This window comes from Algoriphagus antarcticus (genome assembly GCF_002150685.1).
Classification (GTDB): Bacteria; Bacteroidota; Bacteroidia; order Cytophagales; family Cyclobacteriaceae; genus Algoriphagus; species Algoriphagus antarcticus.
Window position 1 is genome coordinate 1 of the sequence record NZ_MSSW01000099.1, and the last position, 26,376, is coordinate 26,376.

Annotated in this window: 20 protein-coding genes; 17 read left to right on the top strand and 3 right to left on the bottom strand. The window is 41.5% G+C overall.

Annotated elements, in window-relative coordinates; translation table 11 throughout:
* Positions 1 to 316 precede the first annotated feature (316 nt).
* From BVH04_RS23510 to BVH04_RS23530, 5 genes are read left to right on the top strand one after another with little or no spacing between them, the layout of a single operon-like run.
* Complete coding sequence (locus tag BVH04_RS23510; RefSeq protein ID WP_086543906.1) at positions 317 to 868, top strand: NAD(P)-dependent oxidoreductase; 552 nt, start codon at positions 317 to 319, stop codon at positions 866 to 868.
* Positions 869 to 910: 42 nt separating this feature from the next.
* Positions 911 to 1,639, top strand: coding sequence for an ABC transporter ATP-binding protein (locus tag BVH04_RS23515; protein ID WP_240511049.1), 729 nt, complete (start codon positions 911 to 913; stop codon positions 1,637 to 1,639).
* A complete protein-coding gene (locus tag BVH04_RS23520) occupies positions 1,636 to 3,036 on the top strand; it encodes a DUF3526 domain-containing protein (RefSeq protein WP_086543908.1) in 1,401 nt (466 codons plus the stop codon). Before BVH04_RS23515 ends, BVH04_RS23520 begins: the two co-directional genes overlap by 4 nt.
* The gene (locus BVH04_RS23525; protein ID WP_086543909.1) at positions 3,033 to 4,361 is read left to right on the top strand and encodes a DUF3526 domain-containing protein; all 1,329 of its coding nucleotides are present in this window, start codon (positions 3,033 to 3,035) and stop codon (positions 4,359 to 4,361) included. The genes BVH04_RS23520 and BVH04_RS23525 overlap by 4 nt, the downstream gene beginning before the upstream one ends.
* On the top strand, positions 4,358 to 4,612 hold the full coding sequence (locus BVH04_RS23530; RefSeq protein WP_086543910.1) for a hypothetical protein: 255 nt from the start codon (positions 4,358 to 4,360) through the stop codon (positions 4,610 to 4,612). Before BVH04_RS23525 ends, BVH04_RS23530 begins: the two co-directional genes overlap by 4 nt.
* Positions 4,613 to 5,640: 1,028 nt before the next feature.
* On the opposite strand, the gene BVH04_RS26755 is transcribed toward BVH04_RS23530, so the two are convergent.
* From BVH04_RS26755 to BVH04_RS23550, 3 genes are read right to left on the bottom strand one after another with little or no spacing between them, the layout of a single operon-like run.
* Positions 5,641 to 5,874 (bottom strand): GTP-binding protein, encoded by a 234-nt coding sequence (locus tag BVH04_RS26755; RefSeq protein WP_086543912.1) that lies wholly within the window; start codon positions 5,872 to 5,874, stop codon positions 5,641 to 5,643.
* A gap of 9 nt (positions 5,875 to 5,883) precedes the next feature.
* Positions 5,884 to 7,077, bottom strand: a complete 1,194-nt coding sequence (locus BVH04_RS23545) for a GTP-binding protein (protein ID WP_086543913.1) — start codon at positions 7,075 to 7,077, stop codon at positions 5,884 to 5,886.
* A 4-nt stretch (positions 7,078 to 7,081) separates the two neighbouring features.
* Complete coding sequence (locus tag BVH04_RS23550; protein ID WP_169714502.1) at positions 7,082 to 7,495, bottom strand: MerC domain-containing protein; 414 nt, start codon at positions 7,493 to 7,495, stop codon at positions 7,082 to 7,084.
* 112 nt (positions 7,496 to 7,607) lie between these two features.
* Here BVH04_RS23550 and BVH04_RS23555 point away from each other — a divergent pair, with 112 nt between their 5' ends.
* From BVH04_RS23555 to BVH04_RS23610, 12 genes are all read left to right on the top strand, one after another.
* Positions 7,608 to 8,270 (top strand): ABC transporter ATP-binding protein, encoded by a 663-nt coding sequence (locus tag BVH04_RS23555; RefSeq protein ID WP_086543915.1) that lies wholly within the window; start codon positions 7,608 to 7,610, stop codon positions 8,268 to 8,270.
* Positions 8,271 to 8,276: 6 nt separating this feature from the next.
* Positions 8,277 to 9,638, top strand: a complete 1,362-nt coding sequence (locus tag BVH04_RS23560; protein WP_086543916.1) for an ABC transporter permease — start codon at positions 8,277 to 8,279, stop codon at positions 9,636 to 9,638.
* Positions 9,631 to 10,065: a DUF3299 domain-containing protein gene (locus BVH04_RS23565; protein WP_086543917.1), complete on the top strand. Its 435-nt coding sequence runs from the start codon at positions 9,631 to 9,633 to the stop codon at positions 10,063 to 10,065. The genes BVH04_RS23560 and BVH04_RS23565 overlap by 8 nt, the downstream gene beginning before the upstream one ends.
* Positions 10,066 to 10,851: 786 nt before the next feature.
* Positions 10,852 to 13,470 carry a glycosyl hydrolase-related protein gene (locus BVH04_RS23570; protein ID WP_086543918.1) on the top strand — a complete coding sequence of 873 codons (2,619 nt, stop codon included), beginning with the start codon at positions 10,852 to 10,854 and terminating at the stop codon, positions 13,468 to 13,470.
* Between the two features lie 133 nt (positions 13,471 to 13,603).
* Positions 13,604 to 15,598, top strand: coding sequence for a right-handed parallel beta-helix repeat-containing protein (locus tag BVH04_RS23575; protein ID WP_086543919.1), 1,995 nt, complete (start codon positions 13,604 to 13,606; stop codon positions 15,596 to 15,598).
* Positions 15,599 to 15,872: 274 nt separating this feature from the next.
* Complete coding sequence (locus BVH04_RS23580; RefSeq protein WP_169714503.1) at positions 15,873 to 18,425, top strand: glycosyl hydrolase-related protein; 2,553 nt, start codon at positions 15,873 to 15,875, stop codon at positions 18,423 to 18,425.
* A 31-nt stretch (positions 18,426 to 18,456) separates the two neighbouring features.
* Complete coding sequence (locus tag BVH04_RS23585; RefSeq protein WP_086543921.1) at positions 18,457 to 19,398, top strand: ROK family protein; 942 nt, start codon at positions 18,457 to 18,459, stop codon at positions 19,396 to 19,398.
* On the top strand, positions 19,388 to 20,320 hold the full coding sequence (locus BVH04_RS23590) for a DMT family transporter (RefSeq protein ID WP_086543922.1): 933 nt from the start codon (positions 19,388 to 19,390) through the stop codon (positions 20,318 to 20,320). Before BVH04_RS23585 ends, BVH04_RS23590 begins: the two co-directional genes overlap by 11 nt.
* Before the next feature lie 108 nt (positions 20,321 to 20,428).
* The gene (locus BVH04_RS23595; protein WP_086543923.1) at positions 20,429 to 21,352 is read left to right on the top strand and encodes an SIS domain-containing protein; all 924 of its coding nucleotides are present in this window, start codon (positions 20,429 to 20,431) and stop codon (positions 21,350 to 21,352) included.
* 349 nt (positions 21,353 to 21,701) lie between these two features.
* Positions 21,702 to 22,286: a hypothetical protein gene (locus BVH04_RS23600; RefSeq protein ID WP_086543924.1), complete on the top strand. Its 585-nt coding sequence runs from the start codon at positions 21,702 to 21,704 to the stop codon at positions 22,284 to 22,286.
* 129 nt (positions 22,287 to 22,415) lie between these two features.
* Positions 22,416 to 25,748, top strand: coding sequence for a type ISP restriction/modification enzyme (locus BVH04_RS23605; RefSeq protein WP_086543925.1), 3,333 nt, complete (start codon positions 22,416 to 22,418; stop codon positions 25,746 to 25,748).
* A 16-nt stretch (positions 25,749 to 25,764) separates the two neighbouring features.
* Positions 25,765 to 26,226: a hypothetical protein gene (locus BVH04_RS23610; RefSeq protein ID WP_086543926.1), complete on the top strand. Its 462-nt coding sequence runs from the start codon at positions 25,765 to 25,767 to the stop codon at positions 26,224 to 26,226.
* The last annotated feature ends 150 nt before the right edge of the window (positions 26,227 to 26,376 follow it).

Below are 26,376 nucleotides of genomic sequence, written 5' to 3' on the forward strand. Positions count from 1 at the left end.
TATCCACTATTCCGCATTCGGCACATTTTATCAACATAAATGATCAGACCTGACCTCTTTAGTTAAGAGACCAAATTCACCATCCTGACAGCTATAATGGAATTTCGGATTTACATTATTCGTAATGAATTTGCGGTTTTCTGGCACAGAAGACGACTTAAAACGTATCATTGAAATAAAGTAAGTTTAGTCAAAAGAAAATCACATCACTTACATCAGGCAAAACCTGTCAACAATTTTTGAAAATGGTCAAAGGCCATCAATTCATCGGTCAGAAGCCCTAAAAAAGATTATCTAAAATTCCAGCCGATTAGAATTGGTTAAAGGCGATGTATTGGATTTTGATACCATCAACAAAACCATTGAGGGCTGTGATCTTGTGGTGAGTTTATTTGGACATGTCAAGGCATCGCCTGAGCGGCTGCAGACCAATGGAACAGAAAACATCATCAAAGCCATGAAGCAAACTGGCCTAACCGAAACTATTTCACCTGGGGGTAGTGGATTGCCATTTCCTGAAAAGGGCCAACCCAAATTCCCTGATAAGCTTATCAGATTAATCATGAAATTGGTGTTTCCAAAAATCATCAATGATGCCATCAGGAATGCTGAAGTTACGAAAAACAGCGGTCTTGATTGGGTAATCGTGGGTGGACCAAAACTGACAGATGGGGAGAAGAAAGGGAATTACAGAAGTATGAGCAGAGCGAATTTGGCTGACTTTATTCTCAAGATAGTCGAAAGCTCAGAGTTGATCTGTAAATACCTTTCCCCAACCTATGGATGTAAACATTACTTAATGTTTAAGTCAAATTTCGGACATCCTCTTAAAGATAACAGAGTATACCGGCTATTTATTTTCGAATAAATGCTAGCATAATTTTGGTTATCGAGATAAAAATCTAAATTTATGCAACATTATTGCATAAATATGATATCAATTCAGCAAGTCAACAAATCATTTAAGGATAAGATAGCTCTGGACCTTCTATCACTGGAAATTCCTGAGGGCGAAATCTTCGCACTTCTCGGACCAAACGGAGCAGGAAAAACCACTACAATCAATTTACTGCTGGGATTTTTGAAGCCTGATTCAGGTCAGATTCTCGTCAAAGGGGTGGACCCATTCCGTGATTCATCCGAAGCAAGGAAAAGCATTGCTTATATCCCGGAAAACGTGAATCTCTACCCTCATTTATCGGGGATTGAAAACCTGAATTATTTTTCCCAGTTGGCTGGAATTGATCTTTCTAACACCGAACTGGAACACTATCTATCAGAATGCGGACTTCAAAAGGAAGCCTTTTCCAAGCATACCGGTAGCTATTCCAAGGGAATGCGTCAGAAAGTGGGGATTGCAATTGCGTATGCTAAAAAGGCCTCCGTCATCCTGATGGATGAGCCTGCCAGTGGACTCGACCCAGTGGCAAGCAAAGAGCTATCCCAACTGATCAGAAAACTGGCGGCTGAGGGAAGTACGATCCTGATGGCATCGCATGACCTATTTAGAGTCAAAGAAACGGCACATCGAATCGGGATTTTGTATCAAGGCACTTTGCTGCAAACGATCCAAGCGGACGCTGTCACCGCAAATGACCTGGAAGAAATCTATTTGGAAACTGTAAGCCAAACACTATGAAAACGATACTTTTGAATGAATGGCGAATAGTATCCCGCAATCGGTGGTTTCTATTTTTGGGGATTTCTCTAGCTTCAATGCTAGCCCTCAGTTCCTACCTGGGAATTCAGGAAACGAAAAGCCTCTCTAATTTAGAACGAGAAGCATCTGCACATATACGAGAGCAATGGGACAATCAGGGTGCAGCAAACCCTCATGGCGCAGCACATTATGGCACTTACTTATTCAAACCCACCAGTTCGCTGACGGGTTTTGATGAAGGAGTAAATGGAGTGGTCGGAAAAACAATCTATCTCGAAGGCCACAGCCAAAATGACGCCCAATATAGCGAGGCCAGCCAGTCTGTGATGGCTACTCGTTTTGGCAAACTCCGCCCTTCCTTGATTTTGCAGCTTATCGTCCCATTATTCTTGATTTTCATGGTATTTTCTACGGTGCGTCAGGAAAGGGAATCTGATCGCATTCGTCTGCTGATTATTCAAGGCGGAGATTATCAGGGTATCATCTCAGGTAAAATTATTTTCTATTGGCTTGCAGGCACAGTTTTTTTGGGAATCAGCCTGCTTGTCCAGGTTTTAATGGATACTACTCCGTTGGATAGTGGTACATTCCTGCGCATGCTCATGCTGTTTGTGGGCTATTCAGCCTTCTATTATATTATTTGTAGTCTGACGGCGTTCTTCGGTGCTAACCTTCGGAAAACAGGTACGGCACTAAGTATCATGATGGCTGTTTGGATTATTTGGGGAGTTTTCCTGCCCAGAATCACCGGAAATCTAGCTGAGCAATTCTACGAACTACCTACACGAAGCGAATTTTCGGCTCAGATGAAAGAAGACCGCTCGGCAGGGGTGGATGGTCACAACGCAGAAGATGACAAAATCGAGGCGATTAAAGATTCTGTCTTGAGGCAATACCAAGTGGCCAGCGTGGAAGAACTCCCGATTAATTTTGACGGGATTCTGATGCAGACAGATGAGGAATTTGGAAACAAAGTCTGGGACAAGCACTTCGGGAATCTTTACCAGGTGATGGATAGGCAAAAAACTTTTGTCCAAGCCAGCTCCATTCCCAATCCACTCCAAAGTCTTCAAAGCCTAAGCATGGGGCTTAGTGGAACAGATCAGAAAAGCCATACAGATTTCATGCTTAAGGTGGAGGATTACCGCAGACAATTTATCAAATCATTGAATGACAAGCATGCCTTTGGTGGTAGCAAGACAGGTGATTGGGAATGGGAGGCCGACCAGGAATTTTTTCGCTCCATGCAGGACTTTTCCTATCAAAATCGATCGATGGATGAATTAATTGGCGCCACATGGCCTGATGTCGCAATCCTGTTGGGTTGGGTTGTTGGCTGTTTCTTTTTAATAAAATCAATCCGTTTTCAGCTATGAGTTTTATTCAAACCTTGAAATGGGAATGGATTCAGTTTCGACGGACCCCTTTCCAATATCTTGCAGTCCTTCTATTTGTTTTAGCAGCGGTCTATTCTATTTCCAATGGGATCTCGCTTCGCGAAAAGCAATTGGAAACCTTAGCTAAAGTGGAGTCAGACTACCTTGCTGAAAGATCTGTCTATGAAAAAATCCTCGAATCTGGCGGCACAAAAGTGGAAAGTAGACCTTGGGTGGACTTAAGCAACCCATTTTATGGAATGTGGAACAGCATTGTGTACAAACTTAAAACACCATCTCCCATGATGTCCTTGGCGATTGGTCAGGCGGAGCAATACGGATTCTATAAGCGACTCACCTTTTATACGTCTGGCTATGATTCAGATTTATCTGCCGAAATCAGCAATCCCGAGCGAATCGCTTTTGGTGCGCTCGATCTCACCTTCTGTGTGATTTTCTTGTTGCCACTGTTATTGATTGTACTCTGCTACCCCATTGGCGGATATGAGGAGGATGTGAAGATGGCACCTTTGGTTCAGATCCAGGGTGATAATTATCATGCCTGGATCTGGAAAAGGACTTCAGCCATCGGGCTCGGAGCTTCCATGATTGTGATCTTGTTGATCGCAGTTCCAAGCATATTTTCAGGTGCCTTCACACGGGTGCCCTACCAATTATTCACCTACTACTCCATAGTTATTATGGTCTATCTTTGGTTTTGGATTGGCGTGATTTCAGCCATAATTTCTTTGCGCTTGGGGCAGACTTCTCAGACCATGGGACTAGTTTTGGTTTGGGTGGTTTTTGGAATGGTCATTCCGGGAGCTGTACAGCAGGGGGCAAGTTTAAAATTTCCCAATTCGATGTTGGTCGATTATCTGGATGCCAAGCGCATAGATCAAGGAGAAATTTATGAAGCTGATTTCGAAGCTGTGTGGGATTCCCTTCGGGTAAAACTCCCTGAAATCGAGCAGACGAAATTGGCTACGCAGCCCGATTCAGCAAAAATAGAAGCTGCTAAAGGATCAGTCTATCGTGCGGAAGTGGCTTTTCACATGAAGGAAGTAAGCGAAAATATCGAAGCGGGCTTCCAGCAGCGCAATGACTTTATCGAAAGTTCCTATTGGTATAATCCGCTGATGGGTATTCAGAATTACCTCTACAGTCTGGCTGATACAGATTTTTATGCTTATCAAGAGTACCGGGTGGCCATCCAAGATGCAAGCTTGGAACTTTCTAAAAAGGGTTGTGTAGAAGAATGGAACGATGAAAAAGTGGACGTGAATCGTTTTAGATCCTATTTTAACTTGGTTTCTGAAAAATGAAGCGGAGCTTTCTGGCTTTCTCCTTAATCTTCTGGGCTATTCCATTTACCTTTTCCCAATCCACAGAAAACTTTCCCCCACCGGAAAAATCTCCTGAGGTGTTTGCGAAAAGAGCCTTTGAAAAAATAACTATTGATGGAAAACTCGATGAGGCAGATTGGGATTCTGCAAAGTTGAGGCCTGGACGAAAATTTCTGCATATATACCGAAAAGGAACAAAAGTAGAAATAGGCCGATTCTGCTTTTTATGATACTGGTGTTGCAGGTACTATTAACTGGTAATCGATTCGTATTTGAAATTCTCAAGGGTATTGGCTTTCTACCAGATCAGAGGTATAGTATGATTGATATGTAGAATAATCTGGTTAGGCCTGACGAAGCAGTATTCATAAAAATGTTTGATCCTATTTGAGTTGAATTTTAATTGATTGCCTATCTGTTACTTTTCTGATTTTTTAGCAATCGAATCTGAATCCTTCTTCCGATCTTAAGATTGTCGACTGGAACCGGTTTCCAAACGCTTCATAATTAAAGAGCCCATTGAGCCATGGATTACAATAGAAAAGAGAATAGTAAGCGTCACGATGTTTAGCACCGAGTTTTGACTTTCAAATTCTTGGCCATTGATCGCATAATAGAAATAATACAACGAACCAATCCCCCTAAGACCCAGGAAGCTGATTGCCAATATTTGTTATATAAAATAAATCAGCCAGGTTAAATATTTCGTCATGACCCACAAAAGCTTGAATTTTAATGTCCTTCTGTTTTCATACTAAGGAATGGAAGGCTTTTTGTCATTTCCAGGTTAAAGAATACGTTAATCAACATTTTGTGTGTTCCAATTGATAAAAAAATTACCCATCGTGTGTATTTTTTGTAGAATCCAAGTAAAGTGTATGAGAAATAAACATTAAGTCTACTTTGGTTTTTCAGACTAAAATATCATAAAGCAAATTTTTTCACATTATTATTTCATTCTACAGGATCATTTTGATTTCGGTCCGACAATTGAATTTCAAGAAATTAAATTCTGAAATAACTTGATTATGAACATGACACCATCGAATTCTGAAATCCACCCACCTTTAGCGGATAGAACACCAGTCAGACAAATAGGCGTGTTTTCTCTTTTTGGCTTAGTTCTAAATATTTGGTTCAAACTATTTAAGTTCTCAATCCGAACAGTTTTCAGGGTCACGCGAGCACTGGTTCGGTATCAAAATAGTGGAAAGATTGAGCAATCTAGAATCGGAAAGGAAAAGTTAGAATAGGTAATTCAAGGAAATTCAATGTGTGAACAACAAATACAGCCGTTGTTCAACATAAAAATCGAATCGAATTTCTCCGAAACCAGCATCGAATCAATGGACACCTTCCCGAATTCGTTTTCGATGACTACATTTCGTTCCTCTTTTTTTGCTTCTAAGAGGCGGTTCCACACAGTCGTTTTCCCCGCCCCCAAGAATCCGGTGATCACATAGACTTTAATCGGCTTTTGAACTGAATACATAGCATTTCATCAAATCGGCCATTCGTCATTGAATTGAGTGGAGAGCGAATAGTGTTTTGATTCCTGCTTACTCACCAAGCAAGCAGATAGTTCTTTACTAATCGATTCTTTATCCAAGTCCTGCCCAATAATCACCAGTTCGTTCATCCGATCACCAAAATGGCTATCCCATTTTTCAAGGATGGCCGCTTTATTCTCTACATAACCTGGATTACGCATCCGCTCTTTTTCAGAATACCCGGCCCACCAAGTACCAAAGAGATCTGCCTTCAACGAGCCACCCGCCTGACTCCAAAGCAAGGCATGATGCGGTCTGGAGGCTATCCAAAAGAGACCTTTACTGCGCAAAATCGTCGCTGGCCAAGCTTCACTGATATATTTCCAAAACCTTCCCGGATGAAATGGCCTGCGATCGCGGAATACAAAGCTGCTGATTCCATATTCTTCGGTTTCAGGCACATGCTCATTATTGAGCTCTTTGAGCCAGCCTGCGGCTTGCTCGGCCTTATCATAGTCAAATAAATGGGTGTTCAAAACTTCTTTGGGACTGATCTGTCCATAGGAAGTCCGGATTATTTTTGCCTCAGGATTGAGCTTGATCAGCATGCCTTCCAGGAGTTGGAGACTTTCTTCGGACACCAAGTCAGTTTTGTTCAAAACAATTACGTTGGCAAACTCCACCTGATCTGTCAAAAGGTTGGCAATCGAGCGAGCATCCTCGGGATCATCCGTCAAATTCCGATCTAAAATGGTCTCTTGAGAACCAAAATCTTTGAAGAAATTGAAGGCGTCCACGACAGTCACCATCGTGTCCAGTCTGCTGATATGGTTTAAGTCCAAAAGTCTGTCACCAGTCTCAAAAGAGAAAGTTTGAGCCACAGGAATCGGCTCTGATATCCCAGTGCTTTCGATCAATAGGTAGTCAAACTTCTTTTGTTTCGCCAGCTTTTGAACTTCCAAAATCAAATCTTCGCGCAAGGTGCAGCAGATACATCCATTGGACATTTCTATTAATTTTTCCTCGGTTCTGGAGAATTTAACTTCATTTTTGACCAACATCGAATCGATATTAAGTTCGCTCATGTCGTTGACGATGACGGCTACCTTATAGCCATTACGGTTATGAAGTACATGATTGAGCAGGGTGGTCTTGCCTGCACCTAGAAAACCGCTCAATACGGTGACTGGAATTCGTTCTTGCATGATATTATTTGGGATGATTTTTACAATCGGGAAATTCTATATGGGACTCTTTTATCTTGATCCAATTCACATAATGGGCGATTCCTATCAACAATGCACCTACGGGAGTGATGATAAATTCGAGGGATTCAGGGCCCCAAATCAGGCCAAAAGAAATGAGCAAAAAGCCAAAACTTACGATGAGAATTGGAAGTATTTTTTTGTGATGCCGCAAATATCCATGGGATAAAGAGAATAGGGCCAGGCCTAAACTGAGTAAAATAATACCGTATTCGATCCAGGGATTTTCTAAAAATCCCAAGCCTAGAAAAGGAAGCGTACTCACCAAAAAAGGAAGGAAAGCGCAGTGAATCGCACAGGCAATCGAAGTGGAAAAACCTATAAAATCAAGATGTGTTCCTACAAAAGTATTTTTCATAAGTTTCATAAATGCAATATTGTTGCAAATATAAAACACTGAAGTTTAAATGCAACAATATTGCAAATAAGCGTTGAAGTATTTAGGTTTGACCCATAGAAATCATACTTCGATGCTTACTACACAATCCCTTTCTTTTGAATACGATGAATTCAACCGTTTTGAATTTCCTGATTTACATGTCGATTATGGTTCCGATTTGCTGATTCTCGGAGAATCCGGGATTGGAAAAACTACCCTGCTTCACCTGATTTCCGGTTTGTTGAAACCGAAGTCCGGAAAGATTTCAATTGACGGCACCAGTCTTCTCGAGCTTTCGGAGAAGCATCTTGATGCGTTTCGAGGGGCTAATATTGGAATTGTCTTTCAACGTCCACACTTTATTCACTCACTTACTCTCGGGGAAAACCTAGCCATGATCCAGTACTTGGGAAAGAAAAGTGCAGACCCTATCCGGATAAAAAAGGTTTTGGAAGGACTGGGAATTCTTTCCAAAATTAATTTTCACCCAAATTTACTTTCTCAGGGGGAACAACAGCGAGCAGCTATTGCACTGGCAGTCATCAACCAACCCAAGTTGATTCTTGCAGATGAACCAACCGCTGCGCTGGATGATAAAAACTGCATTAAAGTCATAGAACTTTTGAAAAGTCAGACAAAAAGGAATCATGCAAGCCTAATCATTATTACACACGATCAGCGCTTAAAATCGGAATTTGAAAAGTCCATTGTTCTTCAATCGAAGCTCGAATCGTTTGAATCTAAAGTCCATTAAGGTGCTATGAATATCGGTAGACTAAGCATAAAAAATATACTTTCAAAGCCACTTTCAACTGGATTGAGTCTCGTTCTCCTCTCACTTGGTGTAGGAATTATCAGTCTGATGCTACAGATAGACAGGCATCTGCAAAGTCAGATGACTAATAATACCAGGGGAATTGACATGGTGGTGGGAGCGAAGGGGAGTCCGCTTCAGCTTATTCTCTCGGCAGTATTCCAAATAGATGTTCCTACGGGAAATATTAGTCTTTCTGAGGCCGAAGCGCTTCAAGAAAACAGATTGGTTGAGTTTGGCATCCCTCTATCTTACGGGGATAGTTATGAAGGTTTTCGTATCGTGGGCACTACCGAGAAGTATCCTGAACTCTATTCTGCAATAATTGCGGGGGGTAGCTTATGGAAGAATTCTCTTGAAGTAACGTTGGGATCAAAAGTTGCTGAGAAAACCGGTCTGCAGGTAGGAGACACGTTTTTGGGTTCCCACGGGCTGAGCGAAGGAGGACACGTGCATGAAGAAAAAGCCTATGTCGTAACAGGGGTTTTTGAGCCTTCAGGGTCAGTGATAGATCAGCTGATTTTGACTGGATTGGAAAGTGTATGGGATATTCATGATTCCCACTCTGCTCATGAGGAGGAGTCAATGAATGCAGTAAGTGAGTCGACTGATGAGCGAGAAGACAGTAAGCAAACACCTGACGCTGAGCAAAACTACGAGGAACATGATGCTGAGAGCCAACACCATGAACAGCATGATCCTAAGAATAGCAATACTGCTCACTCTAAATATGAAGATCACGCAGATGATCTGCATGAAGATGACCGGGAGATTACAGCGATGTTGATCAAGTTTCGTAACCCGATGGGGATGGTGCAGCTTCCCCGCATGGTCAATGAAAAAACCAATATGCAGGCGGCCTTGCCAAATTATGAACTGCTTAAGTTATTCAGCCTGATGGGAATTGCGGTAAATACGCTAAATATTTTAGCCTTGGCTGTAATGCTGGTTTCCGGATTGAGCGTCTTTATCAGTCTTTATTTGGCACTCAAAGAACGGACCTTTGAGATGGCTTTGCTCCGAACCTATGGAGCCACAAGATCCCAGTTGCTAGGTATGGTTTTACTTGAGGGCTTATTTATTTCCATACTCGGATTCTTATTGGGAATGGTAGCGAGCAGTGTAGGTTTGATCCTCATTTCAATTTTGCTGAAGTCAGAATACTTGTATGAATTTTCGGGGGCGTGGATACTTATCGAAGAGTGGTATTTAGCAGGAATCACCTTGGTCATCGGTATCGTTGCATCACTTATTCCCGCATTTAAAGTCTTCAACATCAATCTTTCAAAAACACTTGCAGATGCCTAAGGCGGTACTTATTATCCTATTGATTTTCATTACTTTCTCTTCCTTCTCTCAAACCAAAATAACTTGGGAGACCCTCGAAGATGTGTCTTTCACTGACAAATACAGTAAAGAAGTCAAGGCCTATTATTATTTCCCAAGATTTGGACCTTCTGTCCTTGCTTTGAATAATAGGGAAGTGATAATCAAAGGTTATGTATTGGAAATTGATCGCGGAAATGATGTGTATATACTTTCTGCCAATCCCTTTGCTGCTTGCTTTTTCTGTGGAGGGGCCGGTCCAGAATCTATTGTGGAGCTCAAATTGCCAAAAGATCACCCACGCTTTGAAATGGATCAGATCGTTACCTTCAAAGGTGTCCTAAAGCTAAACGCGGTTGATATCTACCAATGCAATTACATTTTGGAAAAAGCGTCTGTGGTCAAATAGGGTGCAACTCGCAAAACATTCTTTTCTTTGGAGAGATAATTAAAGGGTTTTAGCGCCTCACTTTTTATGGGTCGTTTTCTTAATGGCGTCATTGCATCAGAGATGATGTGTTAAAGGAAATCAAATGAAACCAAATTTTTCCTTTTCCGCATTCGCTTATTTTACCCAGCTGAATGGTCTGACCTGACATCTTTAGGCAACAGACCAAATTCACCGTCCCGACTGCTATAATGGATTCTATTATTTAGACATGATTAGTATTGAAGAAAATGTTGAATGGAATTGAGGGGAAGTTAAAATAAAAATCAGATTTCGTGTTTTTTGGATGTGTAATGCTTCATTTACTTTTTTTGAATTGCTAGAAGAATATCCTGCATAATTTAATTTCACGCCAAACTTAATTGCCAAAAAATCAGATTTTGGTTGATTTGTATTACAATTGGCAATTTTAGTACAATTTAAATTTGTGATACACAGGTATTTTTACAATATATTTTCCGCTTAGCGCGAGTAAGCAGAGAAAACCAAAATATAAATAGGTCAAATCAATAATTGACGTTTCGGTCTTCAGTCTTCCTTGCCTTTGCCGGCAGGAGGGCAGGCATCCCAAAAGTGAGGATAATAAGGCTACTGGTGTAATTGGGGAATACAAAGCAAGTAATACACATTCGCCAAATAATCTCAGGCTATCGATTATCTCTTGAAAACAGTAGCAATGCTCGTAACGCGATGTGTAGGTGAAAAAATATTTAAAATAATTTAATAAGACTTTTCACAGCTGAAAAAATGGATAAAAAAACAGTTACTCTCATCTTGTTTTTATTGTTTTTGCTCAGGGTTTCACCCGATCTTTTTTCACAGCAAGTAAAGCGCCTGTACATTGCCATCGATGACCACACAGACTACATGTGGGCAGCTAATGAGGCAGATTATGATTCCGCTTTTGTCCACATGCTGGATTATTACCTTGATCAGATTGACGCCACCAAAAACAACCCCTCGGATTTTCAAGCGCGGTTCAATTGTGATGGGAGTTATTGGATTAAAGCCTACCAAAAACACAGGACTCCACAGCAATTCGCAAGGTTAATACAAGCCATCAAATCAGGTCATATCAGTAGCCCACTCAATGCATTAATCAATTGCTACGGATCCCAACCTACAGAAGCAGTGATCAGGGGAATGTTTTATGCGGGACAGTTGGAAAGGGAACATGATGTCAGATTCAGAATGGCAGGTGGTATTGAAAACAATACCATTCCATTGGGCTTAAGTGCATTGTGGGCCGGTTCCGGTGCGAAATACAGCTGGTATGGTATCGGAGGATTTGGCAGTCAGATGTCTTATGAATACCGCGAAAACCGCCGCAACCAACTGTATCGATACACGGGCTTTGATTCGTCAAGTGTGATTATGAAATGGTACACCTATCAAGAAGGGGTGCTGACACCTTTTGGAAGTTATGCAGAAACGAGGACAACTTTCAAGTCGAAAGACGTGGTAAGTGAATTGTCAACCTTGATTCCCCGTATGGAGAAAATGGCTGATACCGTTTCATTGGATTCAAATTACCCATACAATGCGGTAGGAAATTTTGGATATGGTCATGATGATCTTGAAACTTACCTTGCACCGGAATTTATCCAGGTTGCCCAAAATACCACCACTCCGGAAAGGAAAGTGAGGGTTTCTATTCTGGAGGACTTTTTTGAAGACATAGAAAAGAATTACCCAAATCTACCTTCTGAAACATTGAGTTATGGCAACGAGTGGGATATTTATCCCGCCTCCATGAACGAGACGACTGCAAAAATGCGAAGGTCAACGGAGCAGTTGCGGACTGCTGAAGCCCTTGCGACTGTGGTAGCTATCAAAAAGCCGGGAGTTGAGAATCAATTGAAAGCAGCAAGTGAAAAAGCTTGGGATTCCTTTGGTTTATATTGGGAACATGACTGGACCGCAGACAGCCAAGTAGCCATCAATGAAAGGGCGGATTGGCAAATCAGGTTGCAGCAAAATCTTACAAATTATGTGGATTCGCTCCAATTTCTTTCATCTAAAAGTCTGGGTGAGTTAATCAACAACTCAGATCAAACAAGATTTTTTGTATTCAATCCCTTAAGCTGGGAGCGGGATGATTATGCGGATTTTGAATACGATGGTTCTTTTCCTGTTCGCGTCATTGACCTTTCTGACAAAAAGGAAATAGCGAGTCAGTTGATAAAAAAAGGAGGAAAAACTTTCTTAAGGGTAGCTGCAACCAAAATTCCCTCCATCGGATATAAGGTATTTGAAATTCAAAAAGGGAATCCTGCTAAAACCAAACCTTCTATATCAGTTTCAGGGGAATACATTTCCAATGAGTTTTTCAAAATCAGACTTAGTCCTTCAGGTGCCGTCACAGAAATCATTGATCTGAAATCCAATAACCGGCAACTGGTCAATACCGCAAATGGAAATTTTGTAAATGGGCTGGGAGTCACAGATCCTGATCGTGGAAATAAGGTTGAAATCGAGAATTCCGGTGCTGTTTCTGTCACTTTGAAAGCTGTTTCAGATTTTCCGGTGAAGCATACCGTCAGGGTGACGCTTTTTGCTGACATCCCAAGGATTGAGATTCAGGACAGTATCCAAGAGAATTTTGGAGATGTGAAAACTTGGTCTTTTGATTTTGGGCTTATCGATCCTACTACACACCATGAGGAACTTGGTGCAATCTTAACTGTAAAAACAGAGGACAACGGAGGTCATTATTCCGCCCGTCAGGCCAGATATGACTGGCAGACTTTCAACCATTTTGCGACACTAAGCGAAGGGCAGTACGGTGTGACTATTTCCAATAGTGACTGCAGTTTTTTCAGACTGGGAGAGAGTAGTGTCTATTCGTTAGATGAGACATCATCCTACTTACAAGCGCTGGCAGGTGGTCAAGTGGACACCAAATTGGAAGATGGCGGAGCTATGGGATTTCCAAATCAAAATGGTCAGACGGATTTTTTATATCAGTTTGCCTTGAAGACGTATCAGGGAGATTTCAATCCAATTCAGGAAATGAAATTCTCCCTAGAACACCAAAACCCACTTGTCACCGGGGAGGTGACCGGATCAGATGTTCAGGAAAGTGAATTGAAATATTCACTGTTGAATATCGATAACCCGGATGTTTTGCTCTGGAGCTTAAAGCCTGCAGAGGAGGGAATTGGCAAAGGCCTTATTGCAAGATTTTGGAATATGAATGCCAATCCATTATCAACCAACATCAATCTAAAACTTCCCATCCAACAAGCTTGGCATACCACGCATATAGAAACCGATTTGAAGGAGTTGAATCCAAGTGGGAATACTTTACCTGTAGATTTTAACCAACATCAGATCAAAACATTCAGGATCATACCTGAAAAATGAATGTTCTAAATAGCTCTTGGGAAAAGTGATCCGCCATCGAAGACTTGCAAGCCTTTAAAGTGAAACAGTATCGAGGCATAAGAAAGCCAATTTTGAATCTCAAAACCTATTTCAACCATAACCCTTAAAACCTATGAAAACCTATTCAAATACTTTTTCAGATATCCCCGAAGTAAACATCAAGTTTGCTTTGGGGATTTTGGTTTCAGCAATGCTGATCTTGGCTATAGTTGTACCCAATGCGCAAGCCCAAGCCATTTACACCACCGACTTCAATAAAGAAGAACATTATTGGAAAGATTATGCGCCAAAAGCCCAATGGGATAGTTTATCCTCGACAGTCAGCAATCAAAAGTTATCGGCAAAAGCCCGAAGGGGAAAGTTCGGTACCGTGGATATTGCCAATACCACTATTCCCTCCGATGGTTTAAAACTGACCGTCAAGGAACTGGGATCTGAAAAGGAATGGAATGCATCTTTAAATTCAGGATTGTTGCCCGTCAAAAATGATGAAAGTAACCTTGGCAAATTGACCATCAGTTTTGACCATGCGCTATCTTCCATACGTCCGGTCCTTGTCAGGATTGAGTCTTTTGACAAAGAAAAAAGAAAAACAGGGGCGTTGGAAAAGCATGTTTATCCGGCTACTTCAGATTTTTATCTCCGATCTACTATGGAGCTTTCGGAAATGGAAGCCTCGGGAATTGGGAAATTCAACCCGCAGGATCCATTTGTACAGTTTAGTTTTGAAATAAGCAACTTGGAAAGAGCAGGTTATTCTGAAGATTCCGTAGCGCTTCGCATCGATAATTTTGCGTTCAGCAAACCGGCTTTTTATGTAAGTCCAACAGGAAACAACAGCAATGATGGACGTATAGAGAAGACAGCATTTGCAGACCCGCAAGCAGCTTTGGATCTGGCAAAAGCGGGAGACATTATTTTGCTCATGGAAGGCAATTACAAAAATCCAGATCCAAAAAACCCATTGCAACCGGCGGTAGCACGGTTTAAGCGTCCTGGAGGGCCTGCATCTTATATTACTCTGAAAAATTACCCCGGACACAAACCTGTGATTTTATGTCACGGAAGTGACGGAGTCATGATCTCACAGGGAAGTAAATTTGATTTTATGGAAACTCCACTTTTTTCGTACCTCGAAATCCGTGGCTTGACTATTCGTGGAAACAGTGAGGAAGTTTTCACACTTTATCCCAATGAAATAGGAGATCCTACCAAAAATACGGAGACAAGGGGAATCAACATAGATGCAACCTATGCGCCGACAAGGATGTACCACCACATTAGAATTGCTGACAACCTAGTGGAATACTGTGGGGCAGATGGGATTTTTGCTTCAGCTGTGGATTATCTTACCCTTGAAAACAATATTATCCGATTCAACAACTTCACCACGGTCAGCTTTGCTATGGCAGGATTTTCTTTGATGATGTATGCTGATTTTGATAAAGTGGACAATGTGACCAAGATTTTGGTGAGGGGAAATGAAGCTTATGGCAATCAATGCAAGGTATATAAGAAAACAGGGCCGCATAAAATCTTCAATGGCAATGGGATGCTGTTTGATGCCAATTCGGAGGAGTATCTCTTTCCGGATGCCTACCTTGGACGGACGCTCATCCAAAATAACCTTGTGTATGGAAATGGGGGAGGCGGTATCCAAAACTGGGGAAGTCACCGGTTGGACATTGTCAACAATACATTATACCACAATGGCATCACCCCTGAACTCAAGTGGGGGAACTTAGGATTTGATTTTTGTAAAGATGTGAATGTGGTCAACAATATTGTGGTTGCGCTAGAAGACCGTCCTTTGGATTCCTGGATGGAAAAAAGGGAAGATAGAAATACTGCGAATATTGTCCGAGTCAACAACCTGTATTTCGGTGGTGTGAAACCCAATATAAAGGGGCAAGGGGACATTGTCGGAGACCCGCTTTTCGTCAACCCAACATTGGACCATACTATTGCTGACTTTAGCCTCAAAGAAAATAGCCCTGCTATTGGAGCTGGGATTTTTCAAAAAGAATATGTTCCAATAATCGATATCAATGAAAAATGGAGAAAATTAAAAAGTAATGCAGTGACACTGGGATCTTTGGAAAAGTAGGATTGCTTTTGACCAATTCTGTTTCGAAGTAATAATTTTGGCACTTCGGTGATAAATAAAATACCTGTCCTTATTTCTTTTAAGTTAAATTATGATTGTATGCTTCCTTGCCGCCAATCAAATAAAATAAGGCTTGAAGTTCAATTGGATCTGCTGTGGACTGTCGTCTATGGACTATCGACGATTATCCGCATCAAAGGAGATTCAAAATAAACTTAGTGGCATCATTGCGGATAATCATAAATTCAATTATCTAAGACATCAAAACATATCAATGAAAAGTAAATCAGTCCTTTTGATTGTCATCTTACTTGCCGGGATAAGTCAGGTTTTTGGGCAGCTTCAGCAAAAGCAACTATACATTTCCAATGATGACCATACGGATTACATGTGGACAGGAAATGAGGAGGAATACCGGGAGGCTTTTATTAAGATGTTGGATTTTTATATTGCCCAAAGCGATAGCACCGCAAACTTGCCATCTCCCTATCAGGGAAAGTTTAATGCGGATGGGACTTTTTGGCTCTGGGAATATGCGAAAAACAAAAGCCCTGAAGCTTTTCAAAAATTGATAAACAAAATCAAATCCGGTCATATCAGCGTGCCTTACAATGCATTGGTTTCCTGCTATGGTGCCAATAACGTCGAGGGAGTTTTGAGGGGCATGTATTATGCCGGGGAACTTGAAAGGAAATCTGGATTGGAATTGGATCAGGCCGTGTCCATGGAAAATCAGACTCTGCCTTTGGGGCTCGGTTCGCTTTGGGCCGGATCAGGAGTCAAATTCAGTTGGAAAGGTGTATGTGACTGCGTGACCAAAGTGCCTGATTTGAGTCAGAGAGACAAGGAAATCTATTGGTACAGCGGATTGGACAGTTCGCAGGTGTTGATGAAATGGTATTCCATCATACCGGGAAAAGACGGAAACAAACAGCTCGGTGGCTATGCAGAAGCAAGAGATCCCAACTTGGCGGTAGACCAATTAAGTGAACTTTGCGAAAGCCCAAATTACCCCTACAGGATTGCGGGAGCTTTTGGATTTGGCTGGGATGATCTGCAAACCACCACGAATACTTTTATTTCGACCGCTCAAAAAAAAACCGACTCCGGCCAACAGGTGATTGTTTCCAACCAATCTGATTTTTTTAAGGCATTCAAAGCTGCCTATGGCCACCAACTTCCCAAAGAGTCATTGGCTTACGGAAATGAGTGGGACCTGTACAGTGCTTCGATGGCGGAGGTATCCTCCCAAGTGAAGCGGTCCATAGAAAAGTTGAGGACGGCAGAAGCTATGGCAACCCTTGCAATCCAAAACAATCCATCATTTGTAAATCATCTTATTGAAAAAAAGCGGGATGCCTGGATGGCATTGGGACTTTATTACGAACATGATTGGACAGCCGATGGCCCTGTCACGCGGGATGAAAGGGCTATTTGGCAGAGAAAAATTGAAGGGCAATTGACCGGGTATGTAGATGAACTGCATGGATTGGCTCAAGCTGAATTGGGAAAACAGGTCAAAGGGAAAAGCAACAATATCAGATTCTATGCTTTCAATCCTTTGAGTTGGCAGCGGACAGATTTTTGCGATTTCCTTTATGATGGGCCCAAAGATATCAAGGTGATAGATTTGACTTCCAATCTTGAAGTGCCTTTCCAATTTATGGATGACCAAGGCAAAAAGTCAATCCGGATTTTGGCAAGAGATATTCCTTCGGTAGGATACAAAGTTTTCGAAATCCAAAAAGGGAAACCTAGACCATTTTCAAATGCTGCTGAATTTGAAGGCTCCATCATAGAAAATGACTTTTTCAAATTGACCATGACCAATCAGGGAGTCATCACCGGATTGATTGATAAAAAGAATGGGAACAAAGAGCTCGTCTCCCAAATTAACGGGAAATACATGAATGATTTAGGTTCGGGTGGAAATGATTCAGGAGAACTGATCGTGGAAAACAGTGGACCTGTCTCGGTTACCATAGTAGCGAAAGGAAAATTACCATTGGCACATACCACGAAAATCACCCTATTCAAAGAGATTCCAAGGGTAGCTATCCATAACCAGATTACAGAGAATTTTGGAGAAACACATTCCTGGACTTTTTCACATAGTTTGGCAGAGGCAGAGGTGTGGCACGAAGAGGTCGGGGCGGTAATCAAGGCAAAACCTTACACCGAGGGCGGACATTATGCGATCAAAAATGGGCGGTTTGATTGGTTGACGCTGAATCATTTTGCGGCTATTGATGAGGGAGATTTTAGTCTTACGCTTTCCAATTCGGATTGCTCATTTATGAAATTGGGCAGTAGCGAGTTGGATCATTTGGATACAAAAACACCCCAACTCTCCATATTGGCAGGTGGTCAAGTGGATGGAAAAGGGCTTGGGATTGTGAATCAAGATGGAGATTCCCTTTTCACCCAACGGTTTGCTTTGGGAACGCACTCATTCTATAACGAAGTTTCGTCTATGCGCTTTGCATTGGAACACCAAAACCCATTGGTTTCAGGAGTAGTTTCCGGTGAAAATGGAAAGCTACCTGAAAGCAACTACTCGTTTTTGAAAATTGAAAATTCTAATGTTTTGCTTTGGAGCCTCAAACCCTCGGAAGATGGGAGTGAAAAAGGGTTTGTAACCAGGATTTGGAATATGGGGAATCAGCAACAAGCCACAAAGATTTCTTTTTCCAATCCAATTGCCTCAGCTTTCCTTACTTCCCACATCGAAACTGATATAATTCAAGCTGTTATTTCAAACGGGGTGCTGAATGAAAACATAGGAAGAAATCAAATCAAGACCTTTCGGATCCAATTCAAAAAATAGCAATACAGTTAATCCTTAGATAAAAGCATTCATGACCAAATTTGCTATAGGAATAGATATCGGAGGAACTAGGACCAAGATTGGGTTGGTGGATTTAGATCAAACCAGGATTTCGGAAATTTTTCTGACAAATACAGAAAAAAAGAATCCTGACAGATTTATCAGAGGCATCACATCAGGAATTGATGCATTGATGGAGAAATCCAAATTGACCGATTCAAATTTGATCGGCATAGGAATCGGAGTTTCGGGATTTGTTTTTGAAGATGGTAAGGTCGATTCTACCTATGGATTTCAAGAGTTTATGGAAGATTATCCATTGGCAGCCATAATCCAAAAGTTGACAGGCTTACCCTGCAAAGTGGATAACGATGCAAGATTGGTTGCATTGGGCGAGGCAATAAGCGGAAAAGGAGTGGGTTTTGACAGGGTTTTGGTTTTGACTTTGGGTACAGGTCTGGGAGTGGGTTTTGTCAACAGGGGTAAACTTGATGAAGATTTGCCTTTTTCGCATATGGCTGGCCATATGACGATAAAGGATAATGGAGGCAAATGCTACTGTGGTAAAACAGGCTGCTTAGAATCTCTTGTTTCAGCCTCGGGATTAATGACAAAAGCGAATAAACTTAACTGGTTTGACCAAAACCCACAATATCAAAAAGATAGCCAATCACTTTTCGAAGCAGCACAATCAGGCAATGCTTTGGCAATTGGAATCATCGAAGATTTTATCCATGATCTCAAAACAGGGATCGCTAATTTCATCAATATTTACGCCCCAGAGCTGGTTGTTTTGGGGGGTGGACTTTCCAAAAGCTTGGGACCTTACCTCCCTCAAATAAGTCAAATTGAATACTTGGCACCATTCAAAGCCTATCAGGTAAAAACCGAATGCTCGGAATTGGGCGAAAAAGCCGGGGTTCTTGGAGCTGCTGCACTTTTCATCGATAAATCAAAAGAGAATGATAACTAAGTTTAAATCAAAAATACCGGCTTGGCTCCTTTTTTCAATACTCGCAGCATTGTGTTGGGGGGTGTGGGGAATTTTGGCAAAGTTTGTTTCAGCAGACATCAGCCCTTTTACCAACCATATCCTCTTTACCATTGGGATGCTTTTAACAGTACCTTTTATCATCAGAAAGTGTAAAAAAAGTACTTTCAACCTGAAAGGGATAATTTGGGGTCTAGTTGCAGGCTTACTCGCGGTAATCGGCAATGTTGCGGTTTACCAATCATTTGGAAGTGGGGGCTTGGCCGCTGTCGTCATACCGGTCACCAACCTGTATCCTTTGGTCACGATCGTGATCGCATTGCTTGTATTCAAAGAAAAAATGCACTGGATGAATGGAATCGGCATTTTGATTGTGGTTCCGGCCATCATCATGCTGTCAGGGCAATCGGAGATTTTCGATGATCCATCACTTTTTTTCTCCAATCTTGGCTTGAATACATGGTTGATATTTGCGTTGATCGCCTTGCTTTTTTGGGGTTTTTTCAGTGCCGCCCAGAAAGTTGCTACCAATTATATTTCAGCAGAATGGTCATACCTGAGCTTTATTGGTTCTTCAATTTTGATATCAATTGTATTCATTGCTTTCGGTTATGTTGATTTTGGGTTCAATAATCAATCCTTGATTGTTGGCTCTTTGGCGGGAATGTTGAATGGATTAGGCGTATTAGCAAGTTTTGTGGCGTATAGTTCACAGGGAAAAGCATCCAAAGTGACCACCATAGCCGGCGCTCTTCAGCCGGTTTTTACGATTGCATTGGCCATCATATTCCTTGGAGAAAGATTGTCCATGATTGAAACCATTGGGATCTCTCTTGCGATCCTAGGATCTTTTTTCCTTTCAGTAGAGAAAGAAAAAGAGTTGGTCACGGTTGAAAGTGTTTAAACGTTAGAGCGCTGGCAACATCGGACTTCGGTCTTTGGTTTTCGTCATGTTTGAAATGAATTTTGGGTTATTGACAAGAAAATATACAACCATATTATTAATTATACCATGGAAAAAATGCTTCAGGAATTGATGGAAATACCTCTAAGGGCACAGGATTTTTGGAAAAATTCTCCAAATATTAAATTGCCTTTAGGAGTAACTTACCTTGGGATGGGTTCATCCTATTTTGCCCCATTGGCTTTCAAGTATTTGGGGATGGATATACAGCCAGAGATTGCATCTGAGTATTTCTACTACCTGAAAAAGAAAGAAAAGCTGCCAAATGCTGTGATCCTTTCCCAGTCGGGTCGAAGTACAGAAGCACTTTGGTGTGCAACACTTTTTGAAAAATACACCAGTATCACCAACAACCTTCAAAGTCCTCTTTCGACCTCTCCCCATTCAGCAGATGCCATTGAATTGTTGGCTGGTGAGGAACATTATTCATCCTCAAAAACCTTTGTCAATACTTTGCTCGCACTGTTCAAAGGCTTTGGATTAGATGCTTCAGAGTCTGTTGATTTATTGGTTAAAAATTTTCCTGGATATATGAAGAAAGGGGAGGAGATGGCAGATTTGGTATTTGACCAATGGAATCAAAACCCTATCCACGGTATCTATATTTTGGGAAGTGGCCCAAACATTGGGATTGCAATGAACGCTGCCCTAATCTTAAGTGAAAGCACCAAGAAGAATTTCCATGGCATGGCCATGGCGCAATACGATCACGGCCCAAAAGAAACTGCCAAAGACAGTATCGTCATTCAAATTCTTGCTAAAGGTGAGGCTTATGAAAGGTCCGTCAAACTCAATGATACCGTTAAAAAATCAGGGGCAATGGTCATTACTGTAGAAGAACCAAAAGCGCCTGAAAACTTTTCCATCCTTCATAACATCATCCCTTTCAATTTTATGGCCTATTACCTTTCCAAAAAATTGGGCATAGTGGATATTTTTGAAGTGGGTGGAAAAGTGACGGAGGTGAAATAGTTACTTATTTACGATTCATTAAATTCCTTTTAACAACTTCTCCTTTAACATTATCAGTTATATGGATCAAGGTTGGGAGTATATCATCATCAGATGGTTACTTGAAATCCTGCTGGGAAGGGGTGCAACTGTAACAGATCACCCTCCGCGAGAGCAATCGGGATAGGGTTCTAGTATAGCTCTATATTCTTTTGGTCCGCACTTCTTACAGAGTCATGAAGGGATAGGGCTCTTCTAGATAGCTATCAGAATCTGAATAGTGTAAAAAAACCTGTCAATTTTTGTCAGATAGAGAAATTGTAAATTGCTAATTCAACTAGAAAATCTATTTTCGATAAAAACTAAGAGAATGATTATTTTTGAGCTTAACACGAAAGAAACTCAGAAGATTTTTAAAGAGATTAAGAAGTTCTTCACTGCTGCGAAAAGTTGGAAAATCAACACCACCGTCGAACTGACAGTCATCGATGGTTTAGTTCAGGTAGTAGGAAGTGGATTTGTCAGAGAAATCAAAGCGCTGACTACCGGAAGCTGTAAGCTTGTTGTTCCAGTAATCCATTGGTTTGAGCTTTTCCAAAGTACCACTACCCCTATGATAAAAATCGTTGTTACAGATGGCGAAGCAATGGTAGGCAGGGTAACTGTACGGGTCCGAACTACTTTTTTTGAGGCAGACCAAATTCTGAGAAGCATTCAACTCCCCGCAAATCCGAAAGCAATAGACTATCTGAAACTGGAATACCAAGGCTATTCCAAAGATGAACTCCAATTCAATCTGGTAGCTGGTAAGGTAGAATGGGCGAAAAAGGAACTGGACGAATGTATTCGGCTGGCGGCGATCAATCTGAATCCTTTTCGATTCAGTAAGGCGGAAGTTAAGACTATGGTTTTGAATAGATTAAGGGAGCGGGAGAAAATAGACTTTAAATTATAAATTAAAGAATGTGCAATTGCCCTGGACTATATCCTAATTGGTATATTTTTTTACCCAACTTCTTTTAAACTATGCTTCGTTTAGTGCTTTTCGGATATCTTTAAGAAATCATTTTTTAAATCACCCCTAATGAACACAGCTGATTACATTAAGTCGCTCAATAGCAGGTATAGAACTGGCCATGCCACAGAACATACATTTCGAGGGGATTTACAAAACTTAATCGAATCCCTTGCTCCCGGAATCCAAGCCACCAATGAACCCAAACGTCAGGCTTGCGGAGCACCGGACTACATTCTGACCAAAAAGAATATTCCAGTCGGCTATATCGAAGCCAAAGACATCGGAGATGCTGATCTTACAGGCGCAAAGAAAACGGGGAACAAAGAGCAATTTGATCGGTACAAAGGTTCGCTGGACAACCTGATCTTCTCCGATTACCTTGATTTCTTTTATTACAAAAACGGGGAGTTTGCCACTTCGGTAAAAATCGGGGTGCTCGACGGAGGGAAGATTCTTCCCCTTCCACATAACTACCCGGCTTTCGAACTCCTGATTCAGGAATTCACCACGCATATAGGGCAAACTATCAAAAGCCCCAAAAAACTAGCGGAGATGATGGCAGGAAAAGCACGAATGCTTGCCAATGTCATCGAAAACTCCCTCAACTCGGATGAGGAAAATCAGGAGAACTCGACTCTGAAAGAGCAGATGAATGCCTTCAAGGAAATCCTCATTCACGACATTACTCCAAAAGAATTTTCAGATGTCTATGCCCAGACAATTGCTTACGGCATGTTTGCGGCAAGGCTTTATGATGAGTCGTTGGATTCCTTTTCCCGACAGGAAGCAGCCGAACTCATTCCCAAGTCTAATCCTTTCCTGCGCAAACTCTTCCAATACATTGCCGGCTATGATCTGGATGATCGGATCACCTGGATTGTGGATGCACTGGCGGATATCTTCCGTGCAGCGGACGTAAATGCCATCCTGAAGAACTTCGGAAAGGCTACCAAGATGGAGGATCCTATTATTCACTTTTACGAGGATTTCCTGAGTAGCTATGATCCCAAGCTGCGCAAAGCCCGTGGCGTCTGGTACACGCCGCATCCCGTGGTGAATTTTATCATCCGTGCGGTGGATGATATTCTGATCGATGAATTCGGTTTGCCGATGGGACTGGCGGATACGTCCAAAACCACGATCAAAGTCCCGATTCCTACGCATGACAAACGCTTCTCAGGAGGAATGCGCGAAATAGAGCAGGAAGTACATCGAGTACAGTTTCTCGATCCGGCTACAGGAACAGGAACCTTCGTCGCCGAAGCGATCAATCAGATCTATTCCAAGATGAAAGGTCAGCAAGGTCTCTGGAATAGCTATGTGGAAAATCACCTACTGCCCCGCATCAATGGTTTCGAACTGCTGATGGCTTCTTATGCGATGGCGCATCTGAAGCTGGATCTGCTGCTCAAGCAAACGGGCTATACGGGTACCAAAGGCCAACGATTCCGAATCTACCTGACCAATAGTCTGGAAGAATACCATAAAGACACCGGAACCCTCTTTGCCAACTGGCTGAGTGCCGAAGCCAACGAAGCTAATCAGATTAAGCGCGATGCGCCTGTGATGATTGTGGCTGGAAATCCGCCTTATAGTGGAGAAAGCTCTAATAAAGGAGAGTGGATAATGAATCTGATGGAGGATTATAAAAAAGAACCCGGAGGAAAAGAAAAACTAAAGGAAAGAAACCCCAAATGGATTAACGATGATTATGTAAAATTCATTCGATACGGACAGCACTTTATTGAGAAGAATGGATCTGGAATTTTAGCCTTTATCAATCCACATGGATTCTTGGATAATCCCACTTTCCGAGGAATGCGATGGAATCTGTTAAAAACATTTGATAAGATTTACACCATTGACTTGCATGGGAATGCTAAGAAAAAAGAAACAGCTGAAGATGGATCTAAGGATGAAAATGTCTTTGATATTCAACAAGGTGTTTCAGTAAATTTATTTATAAAAACAGGAAGAAAAAAAGATGTTGAACATGGTAAATTATTTCATTTTGATCTTCTAGGAAGAAGAGATAGAAAGTATTCTTTCCTTGTCGATAATTCTATTAATTCAATTGATTTTAAGTTACTTGACCCCAACTCGCCTAATTATTTTTTTATTAGTAGAGACATAAAATTACTAAACTCTTTTAATAATGGATTTGCAATTTCGGTTCTATTTAAATTGAATTCAGCTGGTGTTACTACAGCACGAGATCATTTTTCGATTTGTGAAAAAAAGATAGATGTTTCTGATAAAATACTTGATTTCACAAAAATCAATATTGAAGAAGCAAGGACAAAATATAAACTTGGAAAAGACGCTAGAGATTGGAAAGTTCAATATGCTCAAGCCGACTTAGTTAGCACTAAATTATCTGATAAAAATATTTGTAAAATATCTTATAGACCATTTGATATTAAATGGACTTATTTCACGGGTAATTCTAAGGGTTTTCACTGTATGCCTCGTGGAGAAGTTATGAAGCACCTTTTTTCAAAAGATAATATAGCGCTCACTGCTGTGAGAAGAAGTCGAGAAAACAGAATTGTAATTCCATTCATTTCCAAGAACATAATAGATAAATGTATTATCTCTACTCTTGATAATGCCAATATCTTTCCTCTCTATCTTTATTCCGATTCCCAGCTTTCCTTAGATTCCACGGTTACCCGAACTCCCAACCTCGATATGAAGATCGTGAAGCAGATAGCGAAGGGTTTGGGATTGAGTTTTGTGCCTGAGAAAACTGATACCGGGGAAGTTTGCTCGGCAGATGGGGCAGAAGTGACTGCTGCCTATCGACAGTATTTTGCACCGATTGATTTGCTGGATTATATCTATGCGGTGCTGCATTCGCCTACGTATCGAGAGAAGTATAAGGAGTTTTTGAAGATCGATTTCCCGCGAGTTCCCTATCCCGATGATGCGGAGAAGTTCTGGAAACTCGTGCAACTCGGCGGAGAACTTCGCGCCCTTCACCTGATGGAAAGCCCAAGCCTAAATGATTACATCACCGAATACCCAATCGGAGGCGATAATGAAGTAGAGAAGCCAGTGTTCGTCATTGCGAGGGAGGAACGACCGAAGCAATCTGTCTCTGATAATGAGATTACTTCCGACAAACCAGACCTTCCAGGTTTTGAAAACCTGGAAGGTCTTGGCCGAGTCTACATCAATACCGAGCAGTACTTCGACAAGGTTCCAGAAGTCGCCTGGAACTTCTACATCGGCGGCTACCAACCCGCCCAAAAATGGCTAAAAGACCGCAAAGGCCGAACCCTAGAATTTGAAGATATTCTGCATTATCAGAAGATTATTAAGGCATTGGTAGAGACGGAGAGGGTGATGGGGGAGATTGACGGGGTGGGGATAGTAGAAGGTAATCAAGTAAGTTGATCAAGTACTCTGAAGTATGAAAACCCTGAAAAGAAAGGAATTTGAAGCCTTATTTATCCCTTATTTACAATCGGGAACCCAAATTTGGGTGATCAGTAAAATCAAGGAATTACCCATCAAAGTGATCAGATTCGCTTGTAACCTTGCCGAATTAGATTTTATCAAATTTGTCCGAATTGATTCCTATGGAATTGCAGCCTCCAGTGAAAACCATCCCAATCGACCCAAAGTGCCCCTCATTCAAATGAATCATCCCACAGCGATTGGAATTGAGATTCTTTACGACCTGGAATATCAGACGATCGATTTCTACGACATCAATTCTCCTATCAAAGGAAACGGAGGCAGAATGGTTGATGCCGTATTGAAGGATTTTCCAGAAGGATGGAGTCCGGTAGTGATCATGGATTGGAGTGATGGTTTTTGGGACAAGATGAAAGAGAAATATAAACATCTAGATTGGATGGAGGAACCTTGAATTTCGTCCAATAAGTTCAACCCCTTCAGGGTTGCCATTTCCCATCATTGATATCCAAAACCCCCGGTTATACCGGGGGCTATTCATGGTTTGACCACTTCGTGGTCATAAAATGAAACAAAGGAATTTGAGACATTTCTTCAAAAATAT

Excerpts from the sequence above, each read along its gene's own strand:
- BVH04_RS23515 (WP_240511049.1), top strand. The coding sequence starts at position 911 with ATGCAACATTATTGCATAAATATGATATCAATTCAGCAAGTCAACAAA.
- BVH04_RS23520 (WP_086543908.1), top strand. The coding sequence starts at position 1,636 with ATGAAAACGATACTTTTGAATGAATGGCGAATAGTATCCCGCAATCGG.
- BVH04_RS23525 (WP_086543909.1), top strand. The coding sequence starts at position 3,033 with ATGAGTTTTATTCAAACCTTGAAATGGGAATGGATTCAGTTTCGACGG.
- BVH04_RS23530 (WP_086543910.1), top strand. The coding sequence starts at position 4,358 with ATGAAGCGGAGCTTTCTGGCTTTCTCCTTAATCTTCTGGGCTATTCCA.
- BVH04_RS26755 (WP_086543912.1), bottom strand. The coding sequence starts at position 5,874 with ATGTATTCAGTTCAAAAGCCGATTAAAGTCTATGTGATCACCGGATTC.
- BVH04_RS23545 (WP_086543913.1), bottom strand. The coding sequence starts at position 7,077 with ATGCAAGAACGAATTCCAGTCACCGTATTGAGCGGTTTTCTAGGTGCA.
- BVH04_RS23550 (WP_169714502.1), bottom strand. The coding sequence starts at position 7,495 with ATGAAAAATACTTTTGTAGGAACACATCTTGATTTTATAGGTTTTTCC.
- BVH04_RS23555 (WP_086543915.1), top strand. The coding sequence starts at position 7,608 with ATGCTTACTACACAATCCCTTTCTTTTGAATACGATGAATTCAACCGT.
- BVH04_RS23560 (WP_086543916.1), top strand. The coding sequence starts at position 8,277 with ATGAATATCGGTAGACTAAGCATAAAAAATATACTTTCAAAGCCACTT.
- BVH04_RS23565 (WP_086543917.1), top strand. The coding sequence starts at position 9,631 with ATGCCTAAGGCGGTACTTATTATCCTATTGATTTTCATTACTTTCTCT.
- BVH04_RS23570 (WP_086543918.1), top strand. The coding sequence starts at position 10,852 with ATGGATAAAAAAACAGTTACTCTCATCTTGTTTTTATTGTTTTTGCTC.
- BVH04_RS23575 (WP_086543919.1), top strand. The coding sequence starts at position 13,604 with ATGAAAACCTATTCAAATACTTTTTCAGATATCCCCGAAGTAAACATC.
- BVH04_RS23580 (WP_169714503.1), top strand. The coding sequence starts at position 15,873 with ATGAAAAGTAAATCAGTCCTTTTGATTGTCATCTTACTTGCCGGGATA.
- BVH04_RS23585 (WP_086543921.1), top strand. The coding sequence starts at position 18,457 with ATGACCAAATTTGCTATAGGAATAGATATCGGAGGAACTAGGACCAAG.
- BVH04_RS23590 (WP_086543922.1), top strand. The coding sequence starts at position 19,388 with ATGATAACTAAGTTTAAATCAAAAATACCGGCTTGGCTCCTTTTTTCA.
- BVH04_RS23595 (WP_086543923.1), top strand. The coding sequence starts at position 20,429 with ATGGAAAAAATGCTTCAGGAATTGATGGAAATACCTCTAAGGGCACAG.
- BVH04_RS23600 (WP_086543924.1), top strand. The coding sequence starts at position 21,702 with ATGATTATTTTTGAGCTTAACACGAAAGAAACTCAGAAGATTTTTAAA.
- BVH04_RS23605 (WP_086543925.1), top strand. The coding sequence starts at position 22,416 with ATGAACACAGCTGATTACATTAAGTCGCTCAATAGCAGGTATAGAACT.
- BVH04_RS23610 (WP_086543926.1), top strand. The coding sequence starts at position 25,765 with ATGAAAACCCTGAAAAGAAAGGAATTTGAAGCCTTATTTATCCCTTAT.